At 63.8% G+C, this 26,098-nt stretch carries 22 protein-coding genes and 1 tRNA gene; 8 read left to right on the top strand and 15 right to left on the bottom strand.

Features of this window, described 5'->3' with window-relative positions; translation table 11 throughout:
* Window positions 1-162: 162 nt before the first annotated feature.
* From DEQ67_RS11290 to DEQ67_RS11300, 3 genes are read right to left on the bottom strand one after another with little or no spacing between them, the layout of a single operon-like run.
* Entirely contained in the window at window positions 163-1,161 is a 999-nt protein-coding gene (locus tag DEQ67_RS11290) for a metal ABC transporter permease (RefSeq protein ID WP_004042288.1), read from the bottom strand.
* Window positions 1,158-2,054, bottom strand: a complete 897-nt coding sequence (locus DEQ67_RS11295) for a metal ABC transporter ATP-binding protein (RefSeq protein WP_115802963.1) — start codon at window positions 2,052-2,054, stop codon at window positions 1,158-1,160. Before DEQ67_RS11295 ends, DEQ67_RS11290 begins: the two co-directional genes overlap by 4 nt.
* Window positions 2,051-3,157 carry a metal ABC transporter substrate-binding protein gene (locus DEQ67_RS11300; protein WP_115891470.1) on the bottom strand — a complete coding sequence of 369 codons (1,107 nt, stop codon included), beginning with the start codon at window positions 3,155-3,157 and terminating at the stop codon, window positions 2,051-2,053. The genes DEQ67_RS11295 and DEQ67_RS11300 overlap by 4 nt, the downstream gene beginning before the upstream one ends.
* Window positions 3,158-3,345: 188 nt before the next feature.
* Here DEQ67_RS11300 and DEQ67_RS11305 point away from each other — a divergent pair, with 188 nt between their 5' ends.
* The 4 genes from DEQ67_RS11305 (at window position 3,346) to DEQ67_RS11320 (ending at window position 4,772) form a co-directional block, all read left to right on the top strand.
* Entirely contained in the window at window positions 3,346-3,585 is a 240-nt protein-coding gene (locus DEQ67_RS11305) for a glutaredoxin family protein (protein WP_004062574.1), read from the top strand.
* Window positions 3,582-4,115, top strand: a complete 534-nt coding sequence (locus DEQ67_RS11310; protein ID WP_004062575.1) for a cob(I)yrinic acid a,c-diamide adenosyltransferase — start codon at window positions 3,582-3,584, stop codon at window positions 4,113-4,115. The genes DEQ67_RS11305 and DEQ67_RS11310 overlap by 4 nt, the downstream gene beginning before the upstream one ends.
* A gap of 259 nt (window positions 4,116-4,374) precedes the next feature.
* On the top strand, window positions 4,375-4,626 hold the full coding sequence (locus tag DEQ67_RS11315; protein ID WP_004042283.1) for a hypothetical protein: 252 nt from the start codon (window positions 4,375-4,377) through the stop codon (window positions 4,624-4,626).
* Between the two features lie 71 nt (window positions 4,627-4,697).
* Window positions 4,698-4,772, top strand: a tRNA-Val gene (locus tag DEQ67_RS11320).
* 917 nt (window positions 4,773-5,689) lie between these two features.
* On the opposite strand, the gene DEQ67_RS11325 is transcribed toward DEQ67_RS11320, so the two are convergent.
* Window positions 5,690-5,977, bottom strand: a complete 288-nt coding sequence (locus DEQ67_RS11325) for a winged helix-turn-helix domain-containing protein (protein WP_147298715.1) — start codon at window positions 5,975-5,977, stop codon at window positions 5,690-5,692.
* Between the two features lie 109 nt (window positions 5,978-6,086).
* Here DEQ67_RS11325 and DEQ67_RS11330 point away from each other — a divergent pair, with 109 nt between their 5' ends.
* Window positions 6,087-6,908, top strand: coding sequence for a hypothetical protein (locus DEQ67_RS11330; RefSeq protein ID WP_147298716.1), 822 nt, complete (start codon window positions 6,087-6,089; stop codon window positions 6,906-6,908).
* Here the strand turns inward: DEQ67_RS11330 and DEQ67_RS11335 are convergent.
* From DEQ67_RS11335 to DEQ67_RS11345, 3 genes are all read right to left on the bottom strand, one after another.
* Entirely contained in the window at window positions 6,891-8,798 is a 1,908-nt protein-coding gene (locus DEQ67_RS11335; RefSeq protein WP_147298717.1) for an HsdM family class I SAM-dependent methyltransferase, read from the bottom strand. The genes DEQ67_RS11330 and DEQ67_RS11335 overlap by 18 nt on opposite strands.
* A gap of 403 nt (window positions 8,799-9,201) precedes the next feature.
* Complete coding sequence (locus DEQ67_RS11340; protein WP_013035537.1) at window positions 9,202-9,390, bottom strand: DUF7511 domain-containing protein; 189 nt, start codon at window positions 9,388-9,390, stop codon at window positions 9,202-9,204.
* A complete protein-coding gene (locus DEQ67_RS11345; RefSeq protein ID WP_171810347.1) occupies window positions 9,390-9,539 on the bottom strand; it encodes a hypothetical protein in 150 nt (49 codons plus the stop codon). The genes DEQ67_RS11340 and DEQ67_RS11345 overlap by 1 nt, the downstream gene beginning before the upstream one ends.
* A gap of 499 nt (window positions 9,540-10,038) precedes the next feature.
* On the opposite strand from DEQ67_RS11345, the gene DEQ67_RS11350 reads away from it, so the two are divergent.
* Entirely contained in the window at window positions 10,039-11,421 is a 1,383-nt protein-coding gene (locus tag DEQ67_RS11350) for a DUF7282 domain-containing protein (protein WP_115891469.1), read from the top strand.
* Window positions 11,422-11,504: 83 nt separating this feature from the next.
* Here DEQ67_RS11350 and DEQ67_RS11355 read toward each other — a convergent pair whose 3' ends face one another.
* The 6 genes from DEQ67_RS11355 to DEQ67_RS11380 all read right to left on the bottom strand — a co-directional run bounded on the left by DEQ67_RS11355 (window position 11,505) and on the right by DEQ67_RS11380 (window position 21,087).
* On the bottom strand, window positions 11,505-11,876 hold the full coding sequence (locus DEQ67_RS11355) for a hypothetical protein (protein WP_115802967.1): 372 nt from the start codon (window positions 11,874-11,876) through the stop codon (window positions 11,505-11,507).
* Between the two features lie 81 nt (window positions 11,877-11,957).
* On the bottom strand, window positions 11,958-12,662 hold the full coding sequence (locus DEQ67_RS11360; protein WP_004062580.1) for a haloacid dehalogenase type II: 705 nt from the start codon (window positions 12,660-12,662) through the stop codon (window positions 11,958-11,960).
* Between the two features lie 119 nt (window positions 12,663-12,781).
* Window positions 12,782-14,512, bottom strand: a complete 1,731-nt coding sequence (locus DEQ67_RS11365) for an Ig-like domain-containing protein (RefSeq protein ID WP_115860875.1) — start codon at window positions 14,510-14,512, stop codon at window positions 12,782-12,784.
* A 3-nt stretch (window positions 14,513-14,515) separates the two neighbouring features.
* On the bottom strand, window positions 14,516-16,693 hold the full coding sequence (locus tag DEQ67_RS11370; RefSeq protein WP_115860877.1) for a hypothetical protein: 2,178 nt from the start codon (window positions 16,691-16,693) through the stop codon (window positions 14,516-14,518).
* A gap of 4 nt (window positions 16,694-16,697) precedes the next feature.
* The gene (locus DEQ67_RS11375; protein ID WP_115802971.1) at window positions 16,698-18,824 is read right to left on the bottom strand and encodes a type II secretion system F family protein; all 2,127 of its coding nucleotides are present in this window, start codon (window positions 18,822-18,824) and stop codon (window positions 16,698-16,700) included.
* Window positions 18,814-21,087, bottom strand: a complete 2,274-nt coding sequence (locus DEQ67_RS11380; RefSeq protein WP_115860879.1) for a type II/IV secretion system ATPase subunit — start codon at window positions 21,085-21,087, stop codon at window positions 18,814-18,816. The genes DEQ67_RS11375 and DEQ67_RS11380 overlap by 11 nt, the downstream gene beginning before the upstream one ends.
* A gap of 387 nt (window positions 21,088-21,474) precedes the next feature.
* Here DEQ67_RS11380 and DEQ67_RS11385 point away from each other — a divergent pair, with 387 nt between their 5' ends.
* On the top strand, window positions 21,475-22,617 hold the full coding sequence (locus DEQ67_RS11385; protein ID WP_004042273.1) for a CBS domain-containing protein: 1,143 nt from the start codon (window positions 21,475-21,477) through the stop codon (window positions 22,615-22,617).
* A 117-nt stretch (window positions 22,618-22,734) separates the two neighbouring features.
* On the opposite strand, the gene radB is transcribed toward DEQ67_RS11385, so the two are convergent.
* Window positions 22,735-23,424, bottom strand: coding sequence for a DNA repair and recombination protein RadB (radB, locus tag DEQ67_RS11390; RefSeq protein ID WP_004042272.1), 690 nt, complete (start codon window positions 23,422-23,424; stop codon window positions 22,735-22,737).
* A gap of 171 nt (window positions 23,425-23,595) precedes the next feature.
* Between radB and DEQ67_RS11395 the strand changes: the two genes are divergently transcribed.
* Window positions 23,596-24,342 (top strand): hypothetical protein, encoded by a 747-nt coding sequence (locus tag DEQ67_RS11395; protein WP_115802973.1) that lies wholly within the window; start codon window positions 23,596-23,598, stop codon window positions 24,340-24,342.
* A gap of 151 nt (window positions 24,343-24,493) precedes the next feature.
* Here DEQ67_RS11395 and larC read toward each other — a convergent pair whose 3' ends face one another.
* Window positions 24,494-25,975, bottom strand: coding sequence for a nickel pincer cofactor biosynthesis protein LarC (gene larC, locus DEQ67_RS11400; RefSeq protein WP_115802974.1), 1,482 nt, complete (start codon window positions 25,973-25,975; stop codon window positions 24,494-24,496).
* Window positions 25,976-26,098: the final 123 nt, after the last annotated feature.

The raw sequence follows: 26,098 nt of genomic DNA on the forward strand, positions 1-26,098 counted from the left end.
TGGTAGTCGTTGTTGAAGATATTGGTTCGCGGACGCTGTGGAAGAGGAAATAAATCGAATATCGCGATAGCAAATCGGGATTGTGGTCGAATTCCACGTCAGTCCGCGTGCGACGACCGTCTACCGAGCGCAGACAGGAGAGAGTGCAGTCGAGTCCCGCGGCTACGCCTCGCGGGAGTCGATGCTCCCCAGTTCGGGGGTCGCGTCCGCTCCGGCGCGCGCCTGTACCTTGCCGATGGCGACGGCGACGACGTAGATGCCGACCGCGACGAGGACGATGACGCCGCCGGCGGTCGCCTCGCCGTAGTAGGACGCGCCGATGCCGAGGAGCACGGCGAGTTCGGCCAACACGACGGAGACGAGAAGCGACTCCGAGAAGCTCCGGGAGACCTGCGCCGCGCCCGCGACGGGGACGACGAGCATGGCGGCGACGAGGATGACGCCCATGATTTGCATCGCGCCGACGACGACCAGCGCGGTCAGCATGACCATCACGCGGTTGTACCACGTGACCGAGATACCCGAGACGGCGGCGGCCGTCTCGTCGAACGTCACGTAGAGCAGTTGGTTGCGCGTGAGCGCGACGGTGCCGACGATGACGGCGAACAGCACGAGCAGGATGGCGGCGTTCTCCGCCGAGACGGTCGAGAGGTTGCCGAAGAGGTACTGGTTGATGCCGACCGCGAGGCCGCCCGCGTTGAGGCTGATGAGGACGGTCCCCAGCGCGAACCCCGTCGAGAGCACGATAGCCATCGACACGTCGTTGTAGGCGTCGGTCGCCTCCGAGATGAGTTCGATGAGGAGCGCCGCGATGACGGCGACGACGACGGCGGTCAGATACGGCGAGACGCCGAGGCTGAACACGCCGTTGAGAAAGAGGCCGACGGCGACCCCGGCGAAGGCGGTGTGGGCGAGCGCGTCGCCGATGAGCGCGAGCTGTCTGTGGACGAGGAACGTCCCGATGAGGGGGGCCATCACGCCGATACAGAGGCCGACGAGGATGGCGCGGTGCATGAACCGGTAGTCGAGGAAGCCGAGGCCGGTCGCGTCGCCGACGGCGAAAAGCAGGTCGGACCACAGCGCGAGAAGCCAGTAGAGAGGCGCGAGGGCAGCGTCTAACGGCCCCGCCTGCAACGCGGCGACCAGTTCGACGGGTATCACGGGCGACCACCGCCCGAACCGCCTGTACCGCTCGAACTGCCCGAACCGCCTGTACCGCTCGAACTGCCCGAACCGCCCGCGAAGGAGGCCGCCGTCCCGAACGCCCGCGCGAGCGCGTCGCTGTCGACGAACTCGTCGGTCGGGCCGTCGAAGTAGACCTCGCGGTTGAGACAGACGACGCGCCGGGCGTGGTCGGTGACCGCGCCGAGGTCGTGTTCGATGAGGAGAATCGTGATGCCCTCCTCGTTGAGCGATTCGAGCAGGTCGTAGAAGGCGTCGACCGACTCGGCGTCGACGCCGACGGTCGGCTCGTCCAAGACGAGCAGGTCGGCCTCGCCGGCGAGCGCGCGGGCGATGAAGGCGCGCTGGCGCTGGCCGCCCGAGAGCTTCGTCACCCGGCGGTCCGCGAAGTCGGACATCCCGACCGTGGCGAGCGCCTCGTCGACGATGCGGTGGTCTTCGGCCGAGAGCCGGCCGAAGCCGACGTGGGGGAACCGACCCATCTTCACGACCTCGCGGACGGTGATGGGCATCTCCTTGGAGGCGCTGGCGTGCTGGGCGACGTAGCCGATGCGCGCGCCGTCGTCGAAGGCGTGGGCGGGCTCGCCGAACAGCCGCGCGGCCCCCTCGTCGGGCCGGAGCAGGCCGAGGATGAGCTTCATCAGCGTCGATTTGCCCGACCCGTTCGGCCCGACGATGGCGACGTACTCGCCGGGGTCGATGCGGAGCGAGATGTCTTCCACGACGGGCGTCGCGGTGTAGCCGAACTCGACGTCTGCGAGTTCGACGAGGGGGTCGGACGAGCCGCCGGCGTCTCGGCTCGCGTCGTCGGAGACGCCGGCGTCGGTGGACTCGGCAGACTCCGCGGATTCGCCGTTGCGGAGGGCGCTCATCCGAAGTTCCTCCATTCGTCGGCCCAGCCGTCGCCGCCGACCTCCTCGGGCGACTTGTTGCCGAGGACGACCTCGAACGTCGGCATGTTGATGTTGTCGGCGATTTCCTCGTAGCCCCAGTCGTTTGCGACCCAGTCCTCGCGGACGCCCGCGTACGGGGTGACGGGGAAGTACGCCTCGACGGGGGTCTCGGCGATGAGCTGTTTCGCCGGGCGGCGCGTCTCGAAGACGCCCGCGCCGATGTACCGGATGTCGTTGTCCTCGATGACGCGCTTCGCCTCGGTGATGTCCGAGGGCTTCACGTCGCCGCTGGCGGCGAGGTTGACGACGAGCGGGCGCATCTCGACGCCGTAGCGGACGCCGATGTACTGGAAGGCGTTGTGGGCCGCCAACTGGACGACCTTGCGCGACGCCCGGTCGAAGATATCCTGGTAGTCCCGGTCGATGCGGTCGAGTACGTCGGTTTTGTACGCGTCGGCGTTGTCGCGGAGCGTCTCTTCGTGTTCGGGGGCGAGTTCGACCAGCCCCTCGGTGATGTTGTCGACGGCGGTCTTGGCGCGCCGCGGGTCGAGCCAGAAGTGGGGGTCCTTCCCGCGACCCTTGCCGACGCCCTCCTCGTCGCGGTCGAGACTCGCCGCGAGTTCCACGAGTTCGACGCCCTCGCGGACGTTGATGAGTTGAGTGTCCACGTCGTCGTCTTTCAGCGTCTGGATGGCGCGGTCGGCCCACGGCTGGAAGTCCTTCCCGACGTGGACGAACGCGTCGGCCTCGATGATGTCGCGCGTGACGCTCGCGTCCGGTTCCCAGCCGTGGCCGTGGAGCCCCGTCGGGATGAGGTTCTTGAGCGTGACTGGCGTGTCGGCCGCGACCTTGCGCGCGAAGTCGTAGAAGCTGAAGAACGAGGCGACCACGACAGGGCCGTCTTCGGACTCGGACCCGCCGGAGGCGTCGTTCGAGTCGGTGTTCGAGCCGTCGCTTCCGCTTCCCGCGCCGCCACCGCCGCCGAGACAGCCCGCGAGACCGGCCGTCAACAGACCGGAACCGGCCGCGACGACCGACCGCCGAGAGAGTTTGGGGTCGGACGAATCTGCGTTCGTGTTCATCACTATGTGAAATAGATACAAGCCACCATATAGATTTGTTGCTCTAAGGTTGAATTTTGATGTGTCTAAAACATTCGAGTGGCGAGCCGTAACGGCTCACAGGGCACCGACGGCACGACGGTCGAGGCGCGGCGGTCGGACCGACCGGCGTGCAAATCTCTTTGGGTCGGCGCGTCCAACGGCGGGACATGGGAATCGAACTCTACGCGCTCGACGGCTGTCCGTACTGCGAGAAAGTCCACGACGCGCTCTCGGAGGCGGGCGTCGACTACGAGACGCAGTGGGTCGACGCGCTGCACTCGGAGCGAAACGAGGTCAAGCGCGTGAGCGGCCAGCGCGGCGTCCCGGTGCTCGTCGACGGCGACCGCGGCGTGACGATGTCCGAGAGCGAGAACATCCTCCGGTACGTCGACCAGACGCTGGCATGAAGATATACACCGGCCGCGGCGACGAGGGGATGACCGACCTGCGGGACATGACCCGCGTGTCGAAGACGAGCCACCGAATCGAGGCGTACGGAACGGTCGACGAGGTGAACGCGCTCATCGGGACGGTCCGTCCGACCGGCCACGACGACGTGGACGACGTACTCGAAGCCGTCCAGAACCACCTCCACATCGTGCAGGCCGACCTCGCGAACCCCGACCCCGACGAGGGCGACCCGCAGATAGCCGCCGACCACGTGGACGAACTCGAAGCGTGGATCGACGAGGCCGACGAGGAACTCGACCCGCTCACGTCGTTTATCCTCCCCGGCGGGAGCGAGACGGGGGCCAAACTCCACCACGCCCGCGCGGTGTCGCGGCGGGCCGAGCGCCGCGCCGTCTCGCTGGCGGCCGAAGAACCCGTCAACGAGGAAGTCGTCGCGTACCTCAACCGCCTCTCCGACGCGCTGTTCGTCTTCGCGCGACTGGTCAACAAGCGCGACGGGGTACCCGAGGAGTCACCGACGTACTGAGTCCGAGCGGCCGCCGCACCGGCCGGTGTCGGCGCGGTCGCTCGCGAGGATAATGGGACCAGGACGGACGAATCGTGCCCACGGTATCGCCGTCCCGGAAGGGGCCAGACGCTAACTGGGACCGACCACGAAGCGTGGCCTGCGTTCCCAGTTTTAGGTATGCCTAAGAATCACTAAAGTGTATCGCTCTTTCTCAGACATATGACTCTCGGTACCGTGTAACATAATCGTTTTCTCGTCGGCGGGACTATCCGGAGGTATGAACCGACATTTCACCGACGCGCGGTACTACTTCCGACGGGGGTTCGAGCACCTGTACGCCGGACTCGACGAGGAGACGGCACCGCTCCGTCGCCGCCTCATGGCGGCGCTCGGGCGCGAAGTCGAAGACGAGGAAGAACCTGCGCCGCAGACGCCGCGGGAACGCGTCGAGTACGGGGCGCGCCGGGCGGCGACGCGGAGTCGGCGGGTCGCCGGGCGGGTTCGGCGTCGCGTGCGGCGACCCGAGTAGGTGTGTCTGCGCCCCGAATCGGGGCACAACGTAAGTCTTAATTGGCGGCGCGGGAAATCGAAATCGTAGCCGGGTTGGTGGTCTAGCCAGGTTATGACGGCTCCTTCACACGGAGCAGGCCGGCGGTTCGAATCCGCCCCAACCCACTTTCTGGTACCTCGCAACGACGAGCGACAGCGAGGAGTCCGTGGTACCGAAAGTGGTGACGGCGGATTCGAAGCAGGGAGCGAACGGAGTGAGCGACCGAGGTTCGAATCCGCCCTGACCGATCACTCACTGTGTTCGTGCCGAGTACCCCAGGCGGCGGTATCGTGGTGTTCTCCCTTGTTCCCAACACACCAAGCAGGCGGTCGGTGCTGTCCTACTTGCCTCAACGATGCGAGAAGTGGAGGTGCTGCCCGACCACAAAGAACTATCCGTGTAAATCGAAACGGAATCGGTGTCCTCGCGCCAGACTCCGCGCCCAGGAGACGAGTGACGACGGAGACGGCCACTGCGTCATCGAGCACGTTGCCAACCAGATGGGATTCTCCGAGGAAGGTTTGGTTTCTTGCTACCAGATAGTTCTGTCCCGACTCCGGAAATGCCTCGACACCGACGATATCGAAGACTTGCTTAAAATTGGGGGGGAATAGACAGCTTCTCGTATTATAATAAGTAGCGGGCTACCCGGTGAGATACTCCGCGATACACATCGAGTTCGACTGTAAGCGGTTTACCGCATCAAGGGGTTGGAACACAACCGAGTGAGACAGAAAAAACAGAAACGTGATGCAGTAAAGCGCAGAGAGCAACACAGCAGAGTAAAATACGGCCAAGAGTTTCGCTTCTCAATCATTACGAGATATGGGTGAACTGAGATAAGATGCTGTCGACGGAGCAGTCTGACGATTGTAGCGCGACTAAGTCGGTCGATATAGACACAAATTGATGGACAACGAACGTGGCGTCTTTGTTGAAATCAGCAGTAACACCTTTCTCTTGTAATCCTGAACAGACTGCTGCGTCCCATTCACCTTCACCCAGAACAGACTGGATATACAATACTATCCTATATTTCTATTCATTCAGCCACCGATTCAACCTCCATGTCCTCAAGATTCAATTGGAGCTGAGCTATCCGGGCAGAATATCGAAGTCCGTCATCTTCATCATACGCTTTCTCAAGAAGGTTTGCCGATACTAACGTCTCTAACGATTTATATATCGACTCACGCCGGTACGTCTCAAACTTTCGTTGGTATATTTCGTGCGCCTGTTTACTACTCATCGGCCCTCTTGCAATTACTAATGACATAAGCCGTCGTCGGGTTGGGTTGGAGAGAGCAGAACAAACGTCCTCGATGTTCACAACCGGGTGTTGCGTTTAACGGGAAAATATGTTCGTTGCTCACTTAGGCAACTAGTTTCCAAAATTAGAAACATACCCGTTTCAACCAAGAGTGGAAACGAACAAAGGAATGTACGACCGAGATGAGCTTGGCAGTATTCTTGAGGGTATAAAAACTGACTTTGAGTCTGCTATCAGAGATCCGGACGAGAATCCAAGCTATTCTTTGATACGGAGTGAAAAGCTTATTGGACGTATTCATTCTTACATAATTGACCAGCTGGTGGATAACGGAGTGAATCCACAATATATCCACGAAGATTCCCATCCTAGTGACACATCTGCCACCGTATATGGATTTCCGAAGACAAAAAGCCAGGATATACTAGTTCATAGCTATGAGGAGGATGGCCCTGTTGTTGGTCCGCGAATGGCAATTAACGTTCGTAGCCAACTGAGCTCAATTGGCAAAAATTTTGACACGATTTTTGAGCGAATCTATGCCGAGTCACTTAATCTCCATAACCGATTCCCATATCTCCCTCTCGGGTACTTTTTCCTACTCCCAAAAAGGGGGTACGACTCATCAGCAAAACAGAAAAATATTGTCGAGCGTTCGGAGAATTTTGATATTCAAAAATTTATAAGCAGTTACTCGTCTCTTAGCGGTCGTGAAACTCCAGAGGATGAAAAGTGGAAATACGAAGCGATGTGCCTACTTATTGTTGATTTCGAGCAATCACCTCCCCGAATCATGGACGACATTGATGAGTTTGTTGAACAGGGACTTGTCACGCCGGAATTTGCTGAAATATATGGTTCTAATGTAATCTCTGTCGAGAACTTCTTCGAGAAGCTACTAAGCGATTATAAAAGACGGTACTCACAAATTCACGACTTTGACAAGAAAGCCGATACAGACGACTCGAAATCTTCAATTACTGACTTCTAAACTCAGACCATATTTTTTGATAAGGTACTGATCAATCTCCTTTTGGTCTGATAGGGATATCAGTTCATCTTTCTCCGATGAGGAGAATTCGGGAACAGAAAACTTCCTAATGAAATTCTTTTGATAGCATTGAAAGTCGCCTTGAATCTCTTTACTCGTGTTGCGGATATAGTAATCCATCACTTTCGAATTCAGAATTCGCTCAAGTATCTCAATATCAACCGTTTTTGGGAAAACAGCATAGCCATTCGCGAACAACGAATACTCCGTCTCATGATGGAGGAATTTCGGTCCACTGCTATATGTTGGTGTATAAAGCCTCTCACCGATATACTCTAACCCCTGTTCCCGACCATATTTATACCATGGCTCGTAATCGACACCATCGCCTTTCTCACGAGTTGCGAGTTCGTCGCGGGCTGCCTCAAGATACTCGTACGTCCCCGGGAATTCCTCTTTCAATTCATCTTCAGGGATTATAGTTGTCTCCACCTGCTTGCCGTCCCCAGCAAGTGTCCGTTGAATTTGCTTTTTATAGGGGACGATAATCCGTTTTGCGTTGTGTTTCAAGTCAGAGGAAGCTTCAATTGTAGATATTTTCACGAGTTCTTCTGTAATCTCTTTCTCGATTCTATATGTTTCTCCTTCGTATGTTATCGTGAAATACTCACTATCAAGGTCGACCGCATCTACGATGTACACGCTATCTTTGAGCGTTGCAATTCCCGTATGGATTCCAGAGACTTCATCCAGAGGCCGGAAGGACTCTATCTTCCGAATATTTCCAAACTCATCTTCATCTAACAACCTCCACTTTTCCGAATCAATAGAAGAATATTTTATATCGATGAAATCTCGGTCGGGGAGATTGTTGAGGTCATCAACGGAGTCAACCTTAATATAATCAAAGCTACTTTTGCTGCTTTTGGAGAATATGGAAATCGCAGTGTATGTTAATGCGTCATCAAATAACAAGGTGTCTCCGAAATCGACTATTTCGGACACATATTTGCCAGTTTGTAAATACTCTCGGAGGTCTTCTCCCGTCAGTGTTGTAAAGTAATTCAGTGGAAGTATATATCCGACTTTTCCTCCTTCATTAATTAGCTCAATACCTAACTCGATGAAGGGAATATATGTGTTGAAATTCCCTGATTGGACTGTGTCATATTGGTCTAAAACATGTTCTTTTGTTTTTTCATCCATCGTTTGGATATTAATATATGGCGGGTTTCCAACTATAACGTCAAATCCGCCATCATTAGCAATCTCAGGGAAGGCATCATTCCAATCCTGTCGGAGCGCATCGGCTTGGATAATATTGAAGTCATTATTATCCACAAGTTCCCCGTTCTCTGCTGCTAAGAGCGATAACGCAATTTTAGTTTCTCGAACGTTATTCTCCAGAATATCGGAGCCATACACGTTCTCACGTATGATGGTTTTAATTGACTTCTCGGTTATCTGGCGAAGACGAGTGGTAGCCTGAACCAAGAATGCACCTGCACCACAGGCACAGTCACAGACTGTGTCGTCGCCATGAATTGTTTGCTCAAGGATATAGTTTATAACCTTCTCAGGTGTGTAATATACACCGTTAATCTCGCGTTCTTCCTCCTCAACAGCTAGTTCGAATACTCTCAATACCGAATTGAGCGAAATACTCTCGGGCGTCCTACCGAATAGAATATGAACGATCTTGGAAATATCTTGGTCAGTGGCCAATGATGTGACATTATTGAGGAACTCTGAGCGGGAATAATCCACACCAACATTATCAAGATAAAACGTCACCAAATTTGCCTCCAGTTCCTCAAGCGCATACTGCTCCAAAACCCTCAACACATCATCTTTATCCATCGAATTCACATTTTGAGCTTCTGCCGACATAGACAAAGGTACCTTGGCTATGATTTACGAAGTAATCGTATTAACCCTCTGGTCGAAAGCGGTCAGCAGATGCCAAACGCCATACTCGTTAGTTTCCGTTCTTTGAGATACCGTTCGTCGGCGGCTTCGGGTTTCATTCGTCGGCTCATTGATTGCCTCTGAAGCGGACTCACGTCAGGAGGTACTGCCGAGGATGGCCACGTCTTCACCACTTCGTGCCGCGCCGTCCTACGACCCATTGTGGGCCATAATCGCTGAACTGCGCGGGCAGGAGTATGTTCGAACCCGCCCCACTGATCGTCTCATATCTCGCATGCTTAGCGAGCGAGACACCCGTGGAGTTGAAGGACACGATAGTCAAACCTCAAAAAACAAAAACGGAAAACCGTCGCCAGCCGAGCGCCTACGCGATATCGTCCAGTGAGACGGCGCTGCCGCGGTCGACCGTAATCCACGACGTGGTCAACTCCTCCGATTTCGGGGAGAACACGGTCAGTTCGGTCGGGTTCTCCGGGTCGTCGTAGATGCATTCGAGGTCGAACACGGGCGCATCCGCCAATTCGTCGGAACTGTGAGGTGCGGCCGTGCTCATCAGATGGAGACGTCCGTCTTGCAGCTCGCACACAGCGCGTCGCCGACCGCCTCCTTCGGGACCGAGGTCCCGCATCGGGGACACCGCGAACGGGTGCGCGAGTACTCCGTGTACGGTGCAATCCGCGAATTCTCGGTGGATTCGCTCATACACAGCCCAATACGGTACAGGTACAAGAAGTTTTGGATATAATGTATGCAATATCTCTGATTCGACCCCGAATGTAACGCCAACTGTACCTACGGTTCGAACTACTCAACATAATTGGACAATCGGCACCCGTATGAGAAGTCGCCCCTAGAGCTCCCGAGTAGTTCAGAGACAGCCAGCGATTCGACACCGTCCCGGTTTCGAAACGCTCAGTCGGCCGCGTCACTCAAACTGTCAGGACGTTCGAATAAACGAGAAGCTACCCCGTTAGCATTGGCGACAAACTCGATTTTCTGACAGTTAACGCGTAGCGTCTCGCGTGAAACATCGTGTTTCGTGAACTGTTGCGGAAAAATCGGTCGAGAGGCCACCAGTATCGGAATCAGAGGCGGACTAACCGTCTACACCGTCAGGTAAGTTGACAGCCAACGCGCGAAACTATTGAAACTATCTCGTCAGCTTTTGCCGGCGGCGTCGGTAGATTGTCATCGCAGACACATGAGCACACGAACACGTATCGCCGGCGTCCTCGTCGTCGTCGCCCTCGTCGCGGCGGCGTCGGGGACCGGTCTGGCGGCGGTCGATACACAGCAGGCACAGGTACAAGAACAGACGCAGACGCAGACGCAGACGCAGACACAGTACTGCACGTATCCGAGCAACGGTACGTATGAGTCGTTCGGGGTGAGCAATCTCTCCGCGCCGTCCGGCGTCGAAGCCGGTGAGCCGGTGACGGTGTCGGCCGATATCACCAATCCGAACGACGTGCCGATGATTCAGTGCGTCGAGTTCCGACTCGAAGGTGACGTGGTCGAACGGACCGGCTGGGCGCTGAACCCCAACGAGACCGAGACCATCGAGTTCGACGTCAACACGACGGACCTCGAAGACGGGACGTACATCCACGGCGTCGAGACGCGCGACTTCGGCGAGTTGGCGACGCTCACCGTGGGCGAACAGCCCGAGCCCGAACCCGAGGAGCCGACCGCGACGCTCCGGTTCGACGACCAAGAGTCCGACGGCACGAACGTGACCGTCGCGAGCGCCAACCTCTCCGACGGCGGCTACATCGCCATCCTCGATGAGAACGGTTCCGTGGTCGGCGCGACCGACTACCTCGACTCCGGCCCGCAGGAGAACGTCACCGTATCCCTCCTCGAACCGCTGAACGAGAGTGCCAACTTGACCGCGCAGGCGCACCTCGATACCAACGGCAACCAGACGCTCGACTTCCTCACCTCCAACGGGACCGAGGACGGTCCGTACACGATGAACGACACGCCCGTCACCGACGACGCAGTCGTGACCGTCAGCGAGGAGCCGACGAACGGAACCGACGAGCCGACCGCGACGCTCCAGTTCGACGACCAGGAGTCCGACGGCAGTAACGTGACCGTCACGAGCGCGAACCTCTCCGACGGTGGCTACATCGCCATCCTCGACGAGAATGGCTCGGTCGTCGGCGCGACCGACTACCTCGACTCCGGCCCACAGGAGAACGTTACCGTGCCGCTCCTCGAACCGCTGAGCGAGAACGAGAGCGTGAACCTCACGGCGCAGGCGCATCTCGACACCAACGACAACCAGACGCTCGACTTCCTCACCTCCAACGGAACTGAAGACGGCCCGTACACGGTCAACGGCACGCCCGTCACCGACGACGCAGTCGTGACTATCGGTGAGGAACCGACGACGGAGGAACCAACGACGACTGACGAACCGGAGACAACGACCACTGACGACGATACGGAGACAACGACCACTGACGACGACACGGAGACAACGACCACTGACGACGACACGGAGACAACGACCACTGACGACGACACGGAGACAGCACCGCCGACCGAGACACCCATCCATAACGAAACGGAGAGCTGAACCGCCGACTACCGGCCGACTCGGACCCACCACCGGGTCGGCTCGGAGCTATTTTCACACGGCGAGCGCCGGCCCGACCGAAGTCAGCGACCGAGCGCCGCGAGCAGGCCGTCGGGAACGCTGAGGAACCCGAGCCAGACCAACAGCACCACGAGTACGGTGTAGCCGACCGAGATGGCGAAATCCTTGGTGAACCGTCGGGCGGTGTACGGATGTGCCTCCGCCGAGACTGCGTCGACCGCGCCCTTGTGAAGCAGGACGAACCCGATGACGTTCGTCAGCCAGTAGCCCGCGACGACGCCCGGAAGGAACCAGCTTCTGGAGATGAGGCTCACCGCGACGCCGAACGCGTAGGCCAGCGGGAGGTTGACCACGAGGTCGTTCCACCACGAAAGCGGAGATAGAACGAACCCGATAGCGGCCAGAATGCCGCCTTTCACGCGCCGCCGTTCCATCCGGATAGATGTTCGGCCAGCGGTAATAGTATTGTGAGCATATGCCACGCGCCGTCTCGGGCGCGGCGGGAGCCGCGAGCGTCAGTCCGCCGCGCTCGGACCGCCGCCGGCGAGCGCCTCGACGAGCGTCGTGAGGTCGGAGACGGCGAGGTCGGGCTCCGGCCCGAACGGTTCCCACGGCGACGCTTTCCGGTCGACCCAGACGCCCTGCATTCCGGCGTGTTGCGCTCCCATCACGTCGAACCAGCCGGCGGTCGCGTGGGCGATTTCGTCGATGGGCGTCCCGGTCCGGGCGGCCGCGTGGCGGTAGATTTCCGCGTCGGGTTTGAACACTCCGACCTCGTCGGCGCTGACGACGCCGTCGAGGAGGTCGCGGATGTCGGCGTGGTCGACCATCGAATCGAGCATCTCGGGGTTCCCGTTGGAGACGACGTAGCAGTCGTAGCCGGCGTCGCGGAGGCGACCGACCGCGTCGCGTACGTCGTCGAACACGTCGAGTTCGTGGTACACCGAGAGAATCGCGTCGCGCTCGCTCGCGGAGACGGACACGTCGTGGGCCTCCAGCGCGTACTGGAGCGCCGCGCGGTTGACCTCGTAGAAGGGTTCGTACTCGTCGACGTGGTTGCCGACGAACGTGTATTCGAGCGACCGCGACCGCCACAGCTTCGAGACGGGTTCGGGGTCGTCGACGCGCTCGGCGAGCGCTTTCTCGGCGGCGTCGACATCCACGAGCGTGCTGTACGAGTCGAACGTGACCGTCGAGACGCGGTCGGGGTCGAACGACATACGCGACCCTACGGCGACGCGGATGTTAACGATACGGCGGTCGCGCGGACGCGACGAGAAAAAAGACCGAAGAATGGGTTGGCGCGCCTGACGAGCGCGACGGGCGGGTGGCGGCCGACTCAGTCGCCTCCCCCCCCGTCCTCCCAGAGGGTCACGAGGATGACCACGTCCTGCATATCGAACGCGGGACTGTGCGTGTCGGTCGTTCCGAGTTCGAACAGGAAGATGGCCTGGTTGCTGTCGAGTTCCATCGTCTTCCCGTCGTCGCTGATGTAGGGTGCGACGAACTCGGCGGCGTCGTCCTGTCCGTTGTAGCCCCGTATCCTCGGGACCCGGTCGCCGTCGCGGAGGACCGCGACCTGTCGGTGGTCCACCGACGAGTCGGCGGTGACGTAGCCGTCGGTGGCGGCGATGATGGCGAGCGAGTCACCGGCGTCGCCAACCACGCTGAACGAGTGCGACCGACGGTCGTTCACGTCGTCCCAGTCCGCGGAGTGGTGCTGCTCGCCGTCGACGACGAAGGTGACGGAGACGGGAACGGGACCCCGCCCGTCCGTGATGGCGCTGCCGAGCAGTTCGAAATCGCCCGTGAAGGCGTCCGACGGGACGACCTCGCCGTCGTCGATGTCGAAGTCGTCTTCGGGCTCCGGCGTCGACGCGGTGGTGTTTCGGACCTCGTAGCTCTCGCCCATCCCGCGGACTTCCAGCGGGATGGTGACCGTCGCGCCGGGGCCGGACGCCCCGTCGAGGGTGACGGTGACGGTGTCGCCTTCGATTTCGGTCACGTCGTCGGGCGCGGTGTACGTGAAGCTCGCGCGGCCGGACTCGTCGGTGACGGCGGTCGCCCCGGCGGTCGGGGCGACGGTGCCGCCGAGCGGGGTCGACGGGCTGACGGTCAGCGTCGCGCCCGCGGCGGGCGCGCCGTAGCGGTCGAACGCGCGGACGACGAGCGTCTCGCGGCCGCCCGAGGGGACCGCGGCGTCCTCGCCTTCGACCGCGACCGCGTAGGCGGCGGGGTCGGGTTCGACGGCCTCGCCGACGCCGAGACGGGCGACGCGGAAGTCGTAGCGGACGCCCGCGTCGAGTTCGATAGTGACGACCGCGTGGTCGCCGCTGGCGACGTGGGAGACGACTCGCGCGTGGGGTTCCTCGGCCATGAGGTCGACCCACGCGTCCTCAGAGAGGTAGGTCGGCACCGAGATACGCACCGGGTCGGTGGCGCTGTACACCGGCAGCGACTCGGAGCGCACGGAGACGGGAGCGAGCGCCACGGTGTCGCCGGCGGTCGTGTGACCGTCGAGGTCGCCCTCGAAGAACACGAGCGTGACGGTCGTGCCGCGGACGAGCGACTGGCGGTGGACGACGGGGGTCCCGTCGGTTTCGAGGTACGAGACGCCGCTTTCGAGCACCATCCGCGCCTCGTCGCGCTCGGCGTAGTCGGCCTCGTAGACGATGGCTCCGGTCTCGTAGGTGCGGGTCGTGCCGTCCCAGAACACCGCTTCGGGACCGACCGCGGAGACGCCCGTGACCGTCACGGCATCCGCGCCGTCGACCCGGAACGTCCCGACGCTGTCGGGCGGCGAGACCACGAGATACCGCTCGGGGTACGACACGTCCGAGTCGACCGCGACGCGGCTGCCGGCCTCGACGCCGGAGGCGCGGAACACCTGCGAGTCGAGCGACGCGAGGTCCGTCGAGACGCTGGCGCTGTGGTCGGCTTCGTCGCCGGCGGTCCAGACGGGCGTGCCCGCGAGTTGGACCACCGCGATGACCGACACGACCAGCCCGAACGCGAAGACTAACCCGAGGATTTCCGAGACGCCGCGGGAGTCGAGAGAGAGGCGAGACATGGCTCAGACCTCCACTTCGGGCGCGTTCAGTTCTGGCGTGTCCTCGTCTTCGATAGAGGAGTCGGGCAGGTGGATGCGGACCGCCGCGGTGATGACCACGTCGTCCTCGGCTGAGATGGCGGCCTCGCGGCCGCTGACCATCCCGCCATCGGAGGTTATCACCACGTCCGTCTTGGTCGAGGCGATGTTCGCGCCGACGACGAAGACGTTGCCCTCGGCGTCGACGACGATGTCGCCGTCGCCGAGCATGACCACGCCGTTGAGATTGACCCCGCCGCGCGCGGAGACGACGTCGAGCGCGCCGTTGTCCTTGACCCCCGAGAGGCCGGCCCCGGCGAGGTCGACGCCGTCCGTGCCGTCGATTCGGATGTCGCCCTTCCCGCTGATGTCGGCGCTCCGGGCGCTGACGAAGCCGTTCGTCGAGACGATACGGAGGCTGTTGCTGTCCTGTGCGACCGTCACCCCGGCGTTGTCGAGGTCGATGTCGCCGCCGGCCTCGATGGAGAGGCTGGCTTTGCTTCCCTGCGTGACCGACGCGCCGGAGAGGTCGATTTCGTCGCCCGCAACTACGGTGATGTCCTGGCCCGACACCGAGGTGACGCTCACGCCGACCGCGGCCAGCGAGCCGCTTCCGGCGTCGATGTCGATTCGGCTGTTCGAGCCGGTGGCGACGGTGTCGACGTGGAGCGAGACTCCGTCGCCCGCGAAGGTGATGTCGCGGTCGGAGACGATGGTCCCGGTGCTCGGCGGGACGACGAGCCGGTCGGTTCCGGCGTCGTATGTCACGTCGCCGCCCGTGCCGGTGTCGTTGACGCGGTAGTCAGCGCCGTCGAACTCGCCGTTTCCGTCGACATCGGCGTAGACGAATCCGGGGTCGTCGACGGCGGCCACGAGCCCGCGGAGCGGGTCGGTGACGCCGCCCTCGCGGAGCTGTACGTCGAAGGTCACGCGGTCGACGGTCGCGCCCGCGGCGTCCTCGACGACCACGTCGAACGCGTCGTTGACGACGCCGTCGACGCTTCCGGTCGCGGTGTAGACGAACGTCGCGCGGCCGTCCGAATCGGTGACGGTCGAGACGGTGCCGGTGTCACGTGCGACGATGCGCCCGCTTTCGGCGGTCAGGCCGGGGCTGGCCGTGACGACCGCGTTGGGGACGGGGTTGTTCTGCGCGTCGCGGACCTCGACGACGGCCCGGTGGCTCGCACCCGGCGGGACGACGGCGTTGTCGCCCTCGACGTCGACGATGTAGGCGGGCGCTTGGAGCGCGCCGGGGGTGTCGATGCCGACCCGCGAGAGCCGCAGGTCGTAGGTCTTGCCGGGTTCGAGTTCGACCGTCAGGGTGTTGGAATCGGTGCCGGTCGCGTAGGCGATAGAGCGGACGTTCGGCTCGTCCGCCAGCAGGTCGCGCCACGCGTCTTCGGAGAGCCGGGTGGGGACCGAGATGGTGATGGGCGCGCCCGCGTCGGTGACGGTGATGTAGTCGGTGCCGGCGCTCAGGGGGACGACGCCGAAGGTGGTCGCCTCGCTCGTCGCGGTGTCGATGTCGCCTTCGAGGAAGACGAGCGACACCTTGGTGCCGTCGACGAGCGACTGGGTCGCTCCGACCTCGCTACCCGCGTAGGCGGTGTACTGCGCGGTCCCCTCGTGGACGAGCGACGGTTCGCTCTGGAGGTACCGGTAGTCGGGGCGGTAGACGAACTGCTGGGTGTCGAACGCGTGCTCGGAGCCGTCCCAGTAGCTGCCGGTCTCGCCGGTCGCGACCGCGCCGGAGATGCGGGCCGTCGCGGGGTCGGTCGTCCGGAGGCTGCCGGAGCCGGCGGCGGGCGAGACGAACAGCGCGCGGGTCGGGTAGTCGACGCCGGCGTCGAGGGTCGCGCGGGTCTGCCGGCCGTCGACCGCCTTCGAGACGCTCTCGTCGAACGCGGCGAAGTCGGTCTCGGCGGCCGTGAGGTGTTCGAACTCGGTCTGTTGGTTCCACGCGGGGACCGCCGAGACCTGCACCATCGCGACGAGCGAGACGACGAGCGCGAACGCGAGCATCGTGCCGAGGATGGCCGAGGCTCCGCGGCGGTCACCGCGGAGGTGCGAGCCGCGGCGGGCCGCGCCCGCGACGAACCCGCGCAGTGCGTGCCTGCGGGGCGAGTGTGTGTATTGGGTGTTGTTGGGGGTGTTGTGAGTCATGGCCTTACACCAGTGCGAAGGCGACGAGCGCCAGCGCGGACAGTCCGAGGGCGTACTTCAGCCCGCTGAGGGCGCTGTTGTCGGCCAGTTTGCCGGCGAGGAGCCCGCTGCCGACCGCCTGAATCAGCGCGGAGTGGAAGAACACCACGTGGAAGTTCGCCAGCGGCACCGACGAGATGCCGATGGGGAGCGACTGTCCGTTCGACGCCGTCGTGGGCACGGACATCTCGGCGAGGGGGCCGAGGTAGCTCGCGCCGAGCATCAGGATGACGAACAGGTAGACGAAGTACCCGATGACGACGATGGCGATGTACGAGCCCATCGCGCGACGGCGGGACTTCTCCAGTTTGTAGCGGTTGCGGGTGTCCTCCGCGGCGACGCTGAGGACGCGCGAGAGGTCGCCGCTGGTGCGGCCGCCGCTGGCGATGAGCCGGATGACCCGCGAGAGCTGCGGGACGTTGAGCCGGGTGGCGAACGCCATGAGCGCCGCGTGGGCGTCGTGGTTCCAGCGGATGTCGTTGCGGAGCGCGCGGAGTTCGTCCGCGAGCGCGCCGGTCGACCAGCGGGAGACGAGCGCGAGCGACTCGACCAGCGAGATACCCATCTGGTTGGCGCTCGACAGCAGGTTCAGCGTGTCGGGGAAGCGCCGTTCGAGCGTGCGCTCGCGGCGGGTCCGAAGCTCGTGGAACACCGTCAGGGGGACCGCCACGATGGCGAACGGGAGGACGACGTACCAGACCGTCGTGTTGTACGGGTTCGCGAGCATGGCGTCGAGGGTCGGCGTCGCGAGGCCGAGCGCGTAGACGGCGACGACCGACAGGAGCGCGAGGGGAACCGTGGCGACCGCCGAGAGGTACGGCTGGCGGCGCATGATGTCCAGCGGGTCACCGATGAGCGTCCGAAGCTCGTACACCGCGTTTTCGAGGCGGTAGTCGTCGAGTCGCTCGTCGACGAAGCCGCCGTCGGAGGCGATGTCGTCGCTCCCCCAGCGGGCTTCGCGGGCGCGCTGGATTTCGCGGCGCATCGCGCCGAGGAAGTCGACCGCGACCGTCCGAAGCTCTTCGAGGACGGTCACGTCGTGTTTCGTCCGGACCGTGTCCTGCGTGTACGGCGAGGAGAGCACGTCCACGAGGAGCAGGAACAGCCCCATCCCCAGCGGGAAGATGAGGTAGTTCAGCGCGTACAGCTGGACGAGCGTGTCGCCGCCGAGGAAGCTGATGACCATCAGGGTGACGATGAGCAGGAGCGGCGCGGCGACGAACGCGGCGACGAACACCTCCGAGAGCATCGACAGCGTCTCGATGAAGTCCTCCTGTTCGTCGCGGGCCTCTTCGAGGTACGTCGCGGACTCGCGGTCGAGGAAGGCGGTCACGTCGCCGCCGGAGTCGAGGACCGAAAGCAGGTCGTCGAGGAACTGCTCGAAGTTAATCGAAGGCGTCAGGTTCCGCGAGTTGCGGAGCGCCGTGAACAGGTCGTTGCCGAACAGGTCCATGTCGCGGGCGATCATCTCGAACTCGCGGGACACCTCGCCGTAGTCGGGCGCGTCGGCGACGGAGCGGATGACTTCGAGGAAGCTCATCCCGCCGTGGCTGAGCGCGTACATGTAGACGATGGCGTGCGGGAGCAGGATGTCGATGCTGCGGCCGCGCATCTCGGCGCGGCTCTTGGGGAGGTAGTACCGGGCGTAGTAGGTCCCGGCGGCCGCTACCCCGCCGACGAGGGCGACGAGGGCCGCGCCGAGGATGGGCACCTTGTAGGGGGCAAGCGGGGCGACGTACCCCGCCGCGACGCCGAGGCTCACGGGGCTCGACGCGTTCGCCAGCACGCCCGTGCGGGCGAGGACGAACGTGAGCGCGAGGCCGACGAGCGAGCCGAACGCCGCGGTGACGAGCGCCAGCTTCATCGACTGGGTGAGATACAGGTCGTAGGTCGTGCCCACGCGGGTCTGGTTCAGCCAGCGCTGGAGATCGCGGTGGCCCGCCGGGTGGCGCTTGAAGTACGTGCGGACGTAGCCGTAGCGCTGGCGCAGTCGTTCGACCTCCTCGGGCGACTCGTCGAAGTGTTCGCGCGGGAAGTACTGCTCGACCTCGTAGTCGGGCAGGGGGACCGAAGTCGACGAGTCAGCGGGCATCGTCGGCCTCCCGGTCGTCGTCGGTCACGGTCTCGTCAGCGTCGTCGGGGTCGTCGGGCGACGCGTCCGAGGCGTCCGCGGCGACAGCGGAATCGGCTTCCGCGTCGTCTGCGCCGGCGTCGGCGTCGTCACCGACGACTTCCCAGTCGGTCCCGACATCGTCGGGGTCATCGGATTCGTCGGCGGCGTCGGGGGTGGCGGCTTCGCTTTCGTCGGCGGCGGGGGCGGCCTCCGCCTCGGCGGCGTCAGCCACCTCATCGTCGTCGGCATCGTCGTCCGAGTCGCCGTCCGCGTCGTCGTCTAACTCGATGTCGAACAGGTCCGCGAGCAGACGTTCGGTTTCGGGCGAGACCTCGATTTCGTCGTCGAAGTCGTCGGCCGCGGCGTCGTTTTCGCCCGCCGCGGGGTCGTCGCTCTCGTCGGCCTCGCCGTTTTCGTCGACGGAGACCAGCGAGGTCTCGGCGTAGACGTGCGCGAGGAGGCCTTCGCGGTCGCGCTCGAAGCGGCGAATCACGGCCGAGACGGTCAGGTAGTCGTCGACGCCCGAGGCGGCGATGTACCGGAGCACGTCGGCGCGAACGTCGAGTTCGTATTTGAGGTCGGCTTTCGTCCAGCCGCGCTCGGCGGCGATTTCGTCGAGGACGACCGAGTCACCGACGCGCTCGTGAGCGTCGTTCTCGGGGTTGCGCTTGAACACGTCGCGGAGTTCGACCTCGCCGTCGTCGTGGACGCCGGCGATTTCGGTGACGGCGATGTTCCGGCGGGTCCGGTCGCCGTCGAGGTGAATCTGCTTTTGGACCGAGATGATGTCGAGGTCCGACAGCATCTGGGCGGGCACGCCGAGGGGTTCGTTGCGCATGCGGTGGACCACGCCCTCCGAGGAGTCGGCGTGGAACGTCGTGTACGCGGTGTGGCCCGTGGCGATGGAGTGGAAGAACGTCAGGGCGACGCGCTCTTCCGTGCGAATCTCACCGACCAGCAGGTACTCGGGGCGCTGTCGGAGCGCGGCCTGCAAGAGCGCGTACATCGACACCTCGCCGCGGCCGTCCGCCGTGAACGTGTCGCGGGTGACGGACTGAATCCAGTTGTCGTGCGGGAGGGTGATTTCGCGGGTGTCCTCGATGGAGACGACCTTCGCGTGGCCGGGAACGAAGAAGGACACCGCGTTCATCGAGGTGGTCTTCCCGGAGCCCGTGCCGCCCGCGAAGATGAGCGACCGGTTGTTCTCGATGGCGAGCCAGAAGTACGCCATCTGCTCGACGCTGAAGGTGTTCCAGCGCACGAGGTCGACCGGCGACAGCGGCACGTCCGAGAACTTCCGGATGGTGAAGTTCGACCCGCGGGTGGCCACGTCGGAGCCGAGAGTCAACTGGACGCGGGAGCCGTCCGGGAGGCTCGCGTCCACGAGCGGGTCGGAGACGGTCACTTGCTTGCCCGCGCGTTGCGCGAGGCGGATGGTGAACGACGAGAGGTCGCCGTCGTCGAAGACGACGTTCGTCGGCACGTCCCGGTAGACGCTGTGGAAGACGTAGACGGGCACGTCGTCGCCGTCACAGGAGATGTCTTCGATGCCGGGGTCGCGCATCACGGGGTCGATGCGGCCGAAGTGGATGAAGTCCCGAAGCAGGAAGTAAAACAGCTTCCAGAGCGACCCGTCTTCGACCGTCGCCGCGTGTTCGGTGATTATCTCGCGGGCCTCGTCGTCGAACACGTCCTCGCGGTCGCCGTCGGCGTCGAGGTCGCGGTACAGGAGGCTGTTGCGCAGAATCTTCGTCAGGTCGTCGCGCACGAAGTCCTCGAAGTCGTCGAGGCGCGGTTCGCTCACGTGGTACCGGTGTTCGCGCTTCTCGTGGTCGTACAGGATGGAGACGAACGCGAAGGGCTTGTTCACCCAGTAGTGTTCGACGGTCTCGACGCCCTCGAGGAACGAGAAGTCGAAGAACTGGTCTTCGATGAACGCTTCGGAGGGAGCCGGCGCGAACGCCGTCTCGTCGACTTCAGCGAAGAACGCCTTCACTTCGCGGAGGACGGCCTCCCGGAGCGTCTCCGGGCGGTCGTCGTCCGCCGATTCGTCGACAGCGAGGTCTTCGACGGGGCCGTATTCGATGCGGTCCGACGCGGGGACCGGGAGTTCACTCGCGCGGGCGGCCATCGCCTCCGGCCCGGTCGTGGGGACCAGTTCGGCGGTGCCGGCACCGTCTGCTCGGAACGATTCTTCGCCATCGAGGCGGTCAGTTTGGGAGTTCTTGTCAGGAGACGCCATTCTCTGGAAATACTGAACGGTAGGAACGGCTGTAAGTATGGAGCGACTAGATGTCCGAATTCGGCCGGTTAGGCCGGGACTACCGCTGAATTCGGGGAACTAACTGGTTCGCTTTCGGCGGGGGCGAGACGGCTGTCGCCCCCGAGATGACCCGACGACGGCTGGCAATCGAATGACAGTACTGCTCCTCGCGGCCGACAGCACCGGCCGACGCGTCGGCAAGAAACGGTGATATTCATCGAGAGAGGTGTTACCAATGGTCATAGGCCGTCTGCCGGCGGAATTCGCTCCTTCAGCCCCGTCGTGGCCTTGCGATTTCGGTCCTTCCTAGCGGATGGAAACGGGACGAACCTTCAAGAGACGAGGCGTTGTATGTAAGGATGTATTATGGATATTGCTGATATCGCCACTCCTGATTTCATCGAGGTCGACGTTAACGAGCGATTAGGCAAAGTCCGCTCCATCTTCGAGCGGGAAAACCCTAAGGGCATCATCGTTCAGGACGACGGCGAGTACGCGGGCGTCATCGGTGAGAAGCAGCTCATCAACTCGCACGTCGAAGACAACACCAAAGCGGCCGCGCTGACGAAGGCCGTCCCCAAGATAGACCGTCACGAGAACGTGCGCGAGGTCGCGCGCATGCTCGTCGAGGGCGACACGAAGGTCGCGCCGGTCTACGAGGGCGAAAAACAGTACGGCATCATCACGCAGGACGCCATCCTCGAAGCCGTGCTCGACAACCTCGACGCGCTGACCGTCGAGCAGATTTACACCGACGACGTGGTCACCGTCGGCGAGCGCGACCACCTCGGGCAGGCCATCAACCGCCTCCGCGAACACGGCGTCTCGCGGCTGCCGGTCGTCAACGACGAGGGCCGCCTCGAAGGTATCCTGACCACCTACGACCTCGTCGAGTTCATGGTGCGCGACGAGGGTCGGCAGGGCAAACAGGACCGCCGCGGCGACACCGACCGGATGCTCGACCTCCCGGTCTACGACCTGATGACCAGCCCGGCGCGCACGGCGACGCCCGACGAGAGCGTCCGCGACGCGGTCGCGCGCATGCTGGAACACGACATCGCCGGGCTGGTCGTCACGCCCGCCGACGACGACGGCGAGGTGCTCGGCGTCGTGACGAAGACCGACGTGCTCCGCGCGCTCACCTACACCGAAGAAGAGCAGATGGACGTGCAGGTCACGAACATCGGCCTCATCGAGACGCTGAGCCGCGCCGACATCAACTCGGCTATCACCGAGGTCGCGGACAAGTACCAACGGATGAGCGTGCTCCACGCCCACGTCCGCTTCCACGAGCACAAAGAGAAGCTCCGCGGCACGCCGCTCATCCAGTGCCAGATTCGGCTCCGCACGAGCCACGGGCAACTGGCGGGCAGCGGCGAGGGCTACGGCGCAGAACACGCGTTCCACGTCGCGCTCGACAAGCTCGAACGCAACGTGCTCGAAGTCAAGGGCTTCGAGGCCGACGAGCGCTACCGCGGCCAGCTGCTCCGCAAGCTCAACGAGCTGTAAGCCGTAGCCTCGCCGGCACTCACCGGCGCGCCCGAACGGGAACGAGAACGGGAACGGAAATCGAAGACAGGAGCGGGATTCGGCCGGGTCGTCTCCCCGGCCGCGTCGACCCTTTTTCTACACGTCAGTCGCGGAGAGCCCGCGGTCGGTTATCTTGAACGTCGCCGTCTCCCCGGCGGGTTTCGCGCGGTGTTTCTCCAGCGTCGCCCGGCGGTTGCCGCCGCGGAAGCGGTCGAGGCGGACGACGGTCCCCGTCCAGTGTTCGAGGGTGTGGCCGCCGAGCGCGCGCGTCCGGTCGGAGTCGGGGTCGGCGTACACCTGGTTCGTCAGGACGACCGCGAGGTCGTGTTTGCGCGCGAGCGACAGCAGGTGGGTGACCTGCCGGGCCACCCGGCGCAGCGCCTCGCCGCCGTCGCCCTCGGCGGTTCGTTCGAGCCGGTAGAACCCGGTCGCGGAGTCGAGGACGATGAGGTCGGCGCTGGCGGCGAACTCCTCGGCGTCGCGGACGGCCTGCTCTTGGTCCTCGAAGTCGTACGCCTCGCTTATCATCAGCCGCGAGGTCACAGACTCCACGTCCTCGGGGGCGACCGCCTCCGCGAGCTGTTGGAAGCGGTCGACCGACAGGCCCTCGGTGTCGATGTAGACGACGGTGCCGCCCGCGGCGGCGACCCGGACCGCCGCCGAGAGCGCGACGTTCGTCTTGCCGGCCGCGGAGGGACCGTACACCTGCGTGACGGTGCCGCGTTCGAACCCGCCGTCGAGGAGGTCGTCGAGCGCGTCACAGCCGGTGGAGACTGACTCTGTCACGTCAGGAGGTGAGTGCCACCGGCCGAAAAAGACCCCGGTCCACCCCGGTCGTCGCCGGGCCGCCGCCGGCGCGTTCCGGCATCGCGCGGTCACCGAGTCGACGCCGGCTCCCGACCGCCGCGAGCGCCTCGCGCACAACGCTTTATTCGTCGCCGTCGCCAAGAGGCCCCCGTGATAGTCGTCGCCACCGCGGACTTCGACCTCTACCACGAGGCCGTGTCCGAACTCCGGAGCCGAGGTGTCACGTTTACGACCGTCGAGCCGGGCGACTCGCTTCCCGAGCGGGCGCGCGTCCTCCTCACCGGCCCGGACGACGACCTCGACGGCACGGGCTCCGACGGGAACGTGACCCGCGTGACCGCCACGGGCGACGACGTGCGCCGGGCCGTCGACGAGGCGCTCGCCAGCCTCCGCGGCGACGGCGGACAGACCGTCGTCGGCGTCGACCCCGGAACGAGACCGGGCATCGCGGTCCTCTCGGGCGAGACGGTCGTCGCCGCGTTCCACGTCCCGCTTGCGGACGCCGTCGACGTCATCCGAGAGGAGACCGACGACGCGGTCGACCCCGTGGTCCGCATCGGCGACGGCGCGCGCTTACAGGGCGCGAAGCTCATCAACGAACTCGACGGCGTCGCGGTCGAACTCGTCGACGAGACCGGGACGACGCCGTACCTCGGCAGCGGCGCTCGCGGCATGGGCGACGTGCTCGCCGCGGTGAACATCGCCCGCCGGGACGGCGAGCGCATCGAGTCCCGCGAGATAGAGCCGACCGAGGGCGAACTGACGCGCATCAAGGCGCGCTCCCGGGAGGCATCCGAAGACAACCGCACCATCGACGAGGACCTCGCGCGGCGCGTCGCCGGCGGCGAACTGAGCATCGACGAGGCGCTGGACGAACACCGCTCGCGCGAGGAATGAGCGTCCGCGGCGGCGGTTTCGACGCCGTTAACGGCCGCCTAACGGTCCGCTACGAGACCCAGAGAGTCCCCTGAGAGTTCGAGTGGTCGGCGGAAAAGAATGCTGTTAACCCGACTCTCGGTTTATGAGGCGCGCCGCGTCGGGTTCATAGCTACGTTCCACCGGCTTCTGACGCCACCGCGTCGACGGCGCGGCGCATGATTTCACGGACGGGAACCCCGGTCTCGTTCGCCACCGCGAGCGCGTCGTCGTACTCGGCGCTTCGGTCGTAGACGACGCCGTCGGCGTCGCTGGCGACCTTCACGCTCACCTCGTAGTCGTCGCCGTCGATGTCGAGCGTCGCCGTCTCGAACTCGCGGCGGGCGGTCCAGCGGTGGCCCGCGCCGTGCTCGCGGATGCCGAGCGTGCCGGTCTCGACCGCGAGGCGGTACGCGACGCGCTCGGCGTCTTCCGGCTTGACGACGACCTTGACGAGGTGGCCGGGCCGGGACTTCTTCATCGTCGTCGGGACGATGGTCACGTCGCGCGCGCCGGCGTCTTTCAGGGTCGCTTGGAGGCCGCCGAGGACTTCGGGCGGCGCGTCGTCGAGGTTCGTTTCGAGGACGGTAATCTCGTCGCGGACGAGCCGCGAGCCGCCGTCGCCGACGACCGCGCGGAGGACGTTCGGGTGGTCGGGGAACTCCCAGCCGCCGGCCCCGTAGCCCGACGACTCGACCGACATCGACGGGAGCGTCTCGACGCCCTCGGCGAGGTGCGCGAGGATGGCCGCGCCCGTGGGGGTGAGCAGTTCGGCCTCGACGGGGCCGCCGCGGACCGACCAGTCGGCCGCCGCGGTGATGTTGACCACGGCGGGCGCGGGGACCGGGTAGGTTCCGTGGCTCATCTCGGTTTCGCCGCCGCCGACGGCGACCGGACCGGTGACGACGCGGTCGACGCCGAGGTCGTCGAGGAGGAGACAGACCCCGACCACGTCGGCGACGGCGTCGTCCGCGCCGACCTCGTGGAAGTGCGTCGCGTCGAGGTTCGTGCCGTGGACCTCGGCCTCGGCCTCGCCGAGCACGCGGAAGATGGCCGTCGCGTCCGCGACGACGCCCGGCGGGAGATTCATCGACTCGACGAGGTCGACGACCTCGGGGTAGATCCGGTGCGGGCCGTGACCCTCGGCGTGGGCGTGGTCGTCGTGGGAGTGGTGGTGTTTGTGGTCGTCGTGAGAATGCGGGTGACTGTGGTCGTGGCCCTGCGACTGTCCGTGGCTGTCGTCGCCGTCGTGGTGAGTCTGCTCCTCGTCGTGAGCGTGGTCGTGGTGGTGGTACTGGTGCTGATGGCTGTGTTCGGCGTCGTCGCCGTCGCCACCGTCGTCGGAGTCTGCTCCGTCGTCGCCGTCGGCGCGCAGGCGTCGGTGGTCGTCGCCGTGACCCTCGCCGCGGGGGTCGCCCCCGTCGGCCTCCGCGAGGAGCACGTCCACCTTGGTCGCGAGGATACCGTTTTTGTCGACCTCGTGGACGCGGTAGGTCACGTCGAGGGCGTCTTCGACGGGCGAGAGGACCGACGGGTCAGCGCCGGCGGCGACGAGCGCGCCGAGGAGCATATCGCCGCTGGCACCCATCCGGCCGTCGAACGCGAGGAGTCGCATGCGTAAACCGTGGTGTTCGAGCGTAAAAACGCCAGCCATCGACGCGCCGTTCCCTGTCCAGTCGGCAGGGATTAGTAGCCGCCCGCCCTACGGTGTGCTAGGCTGTAACCACGAGAGGACGCT

It is taken from the genome of Haloferax sp. Atlit-48N (genome assembly GCF_003383015.2).
GTDB lineage: Archaea > Halobacteriota > Halobacteria > Halobacteriales > Haloferacaceae > Haloferax > Haloferax volcanii.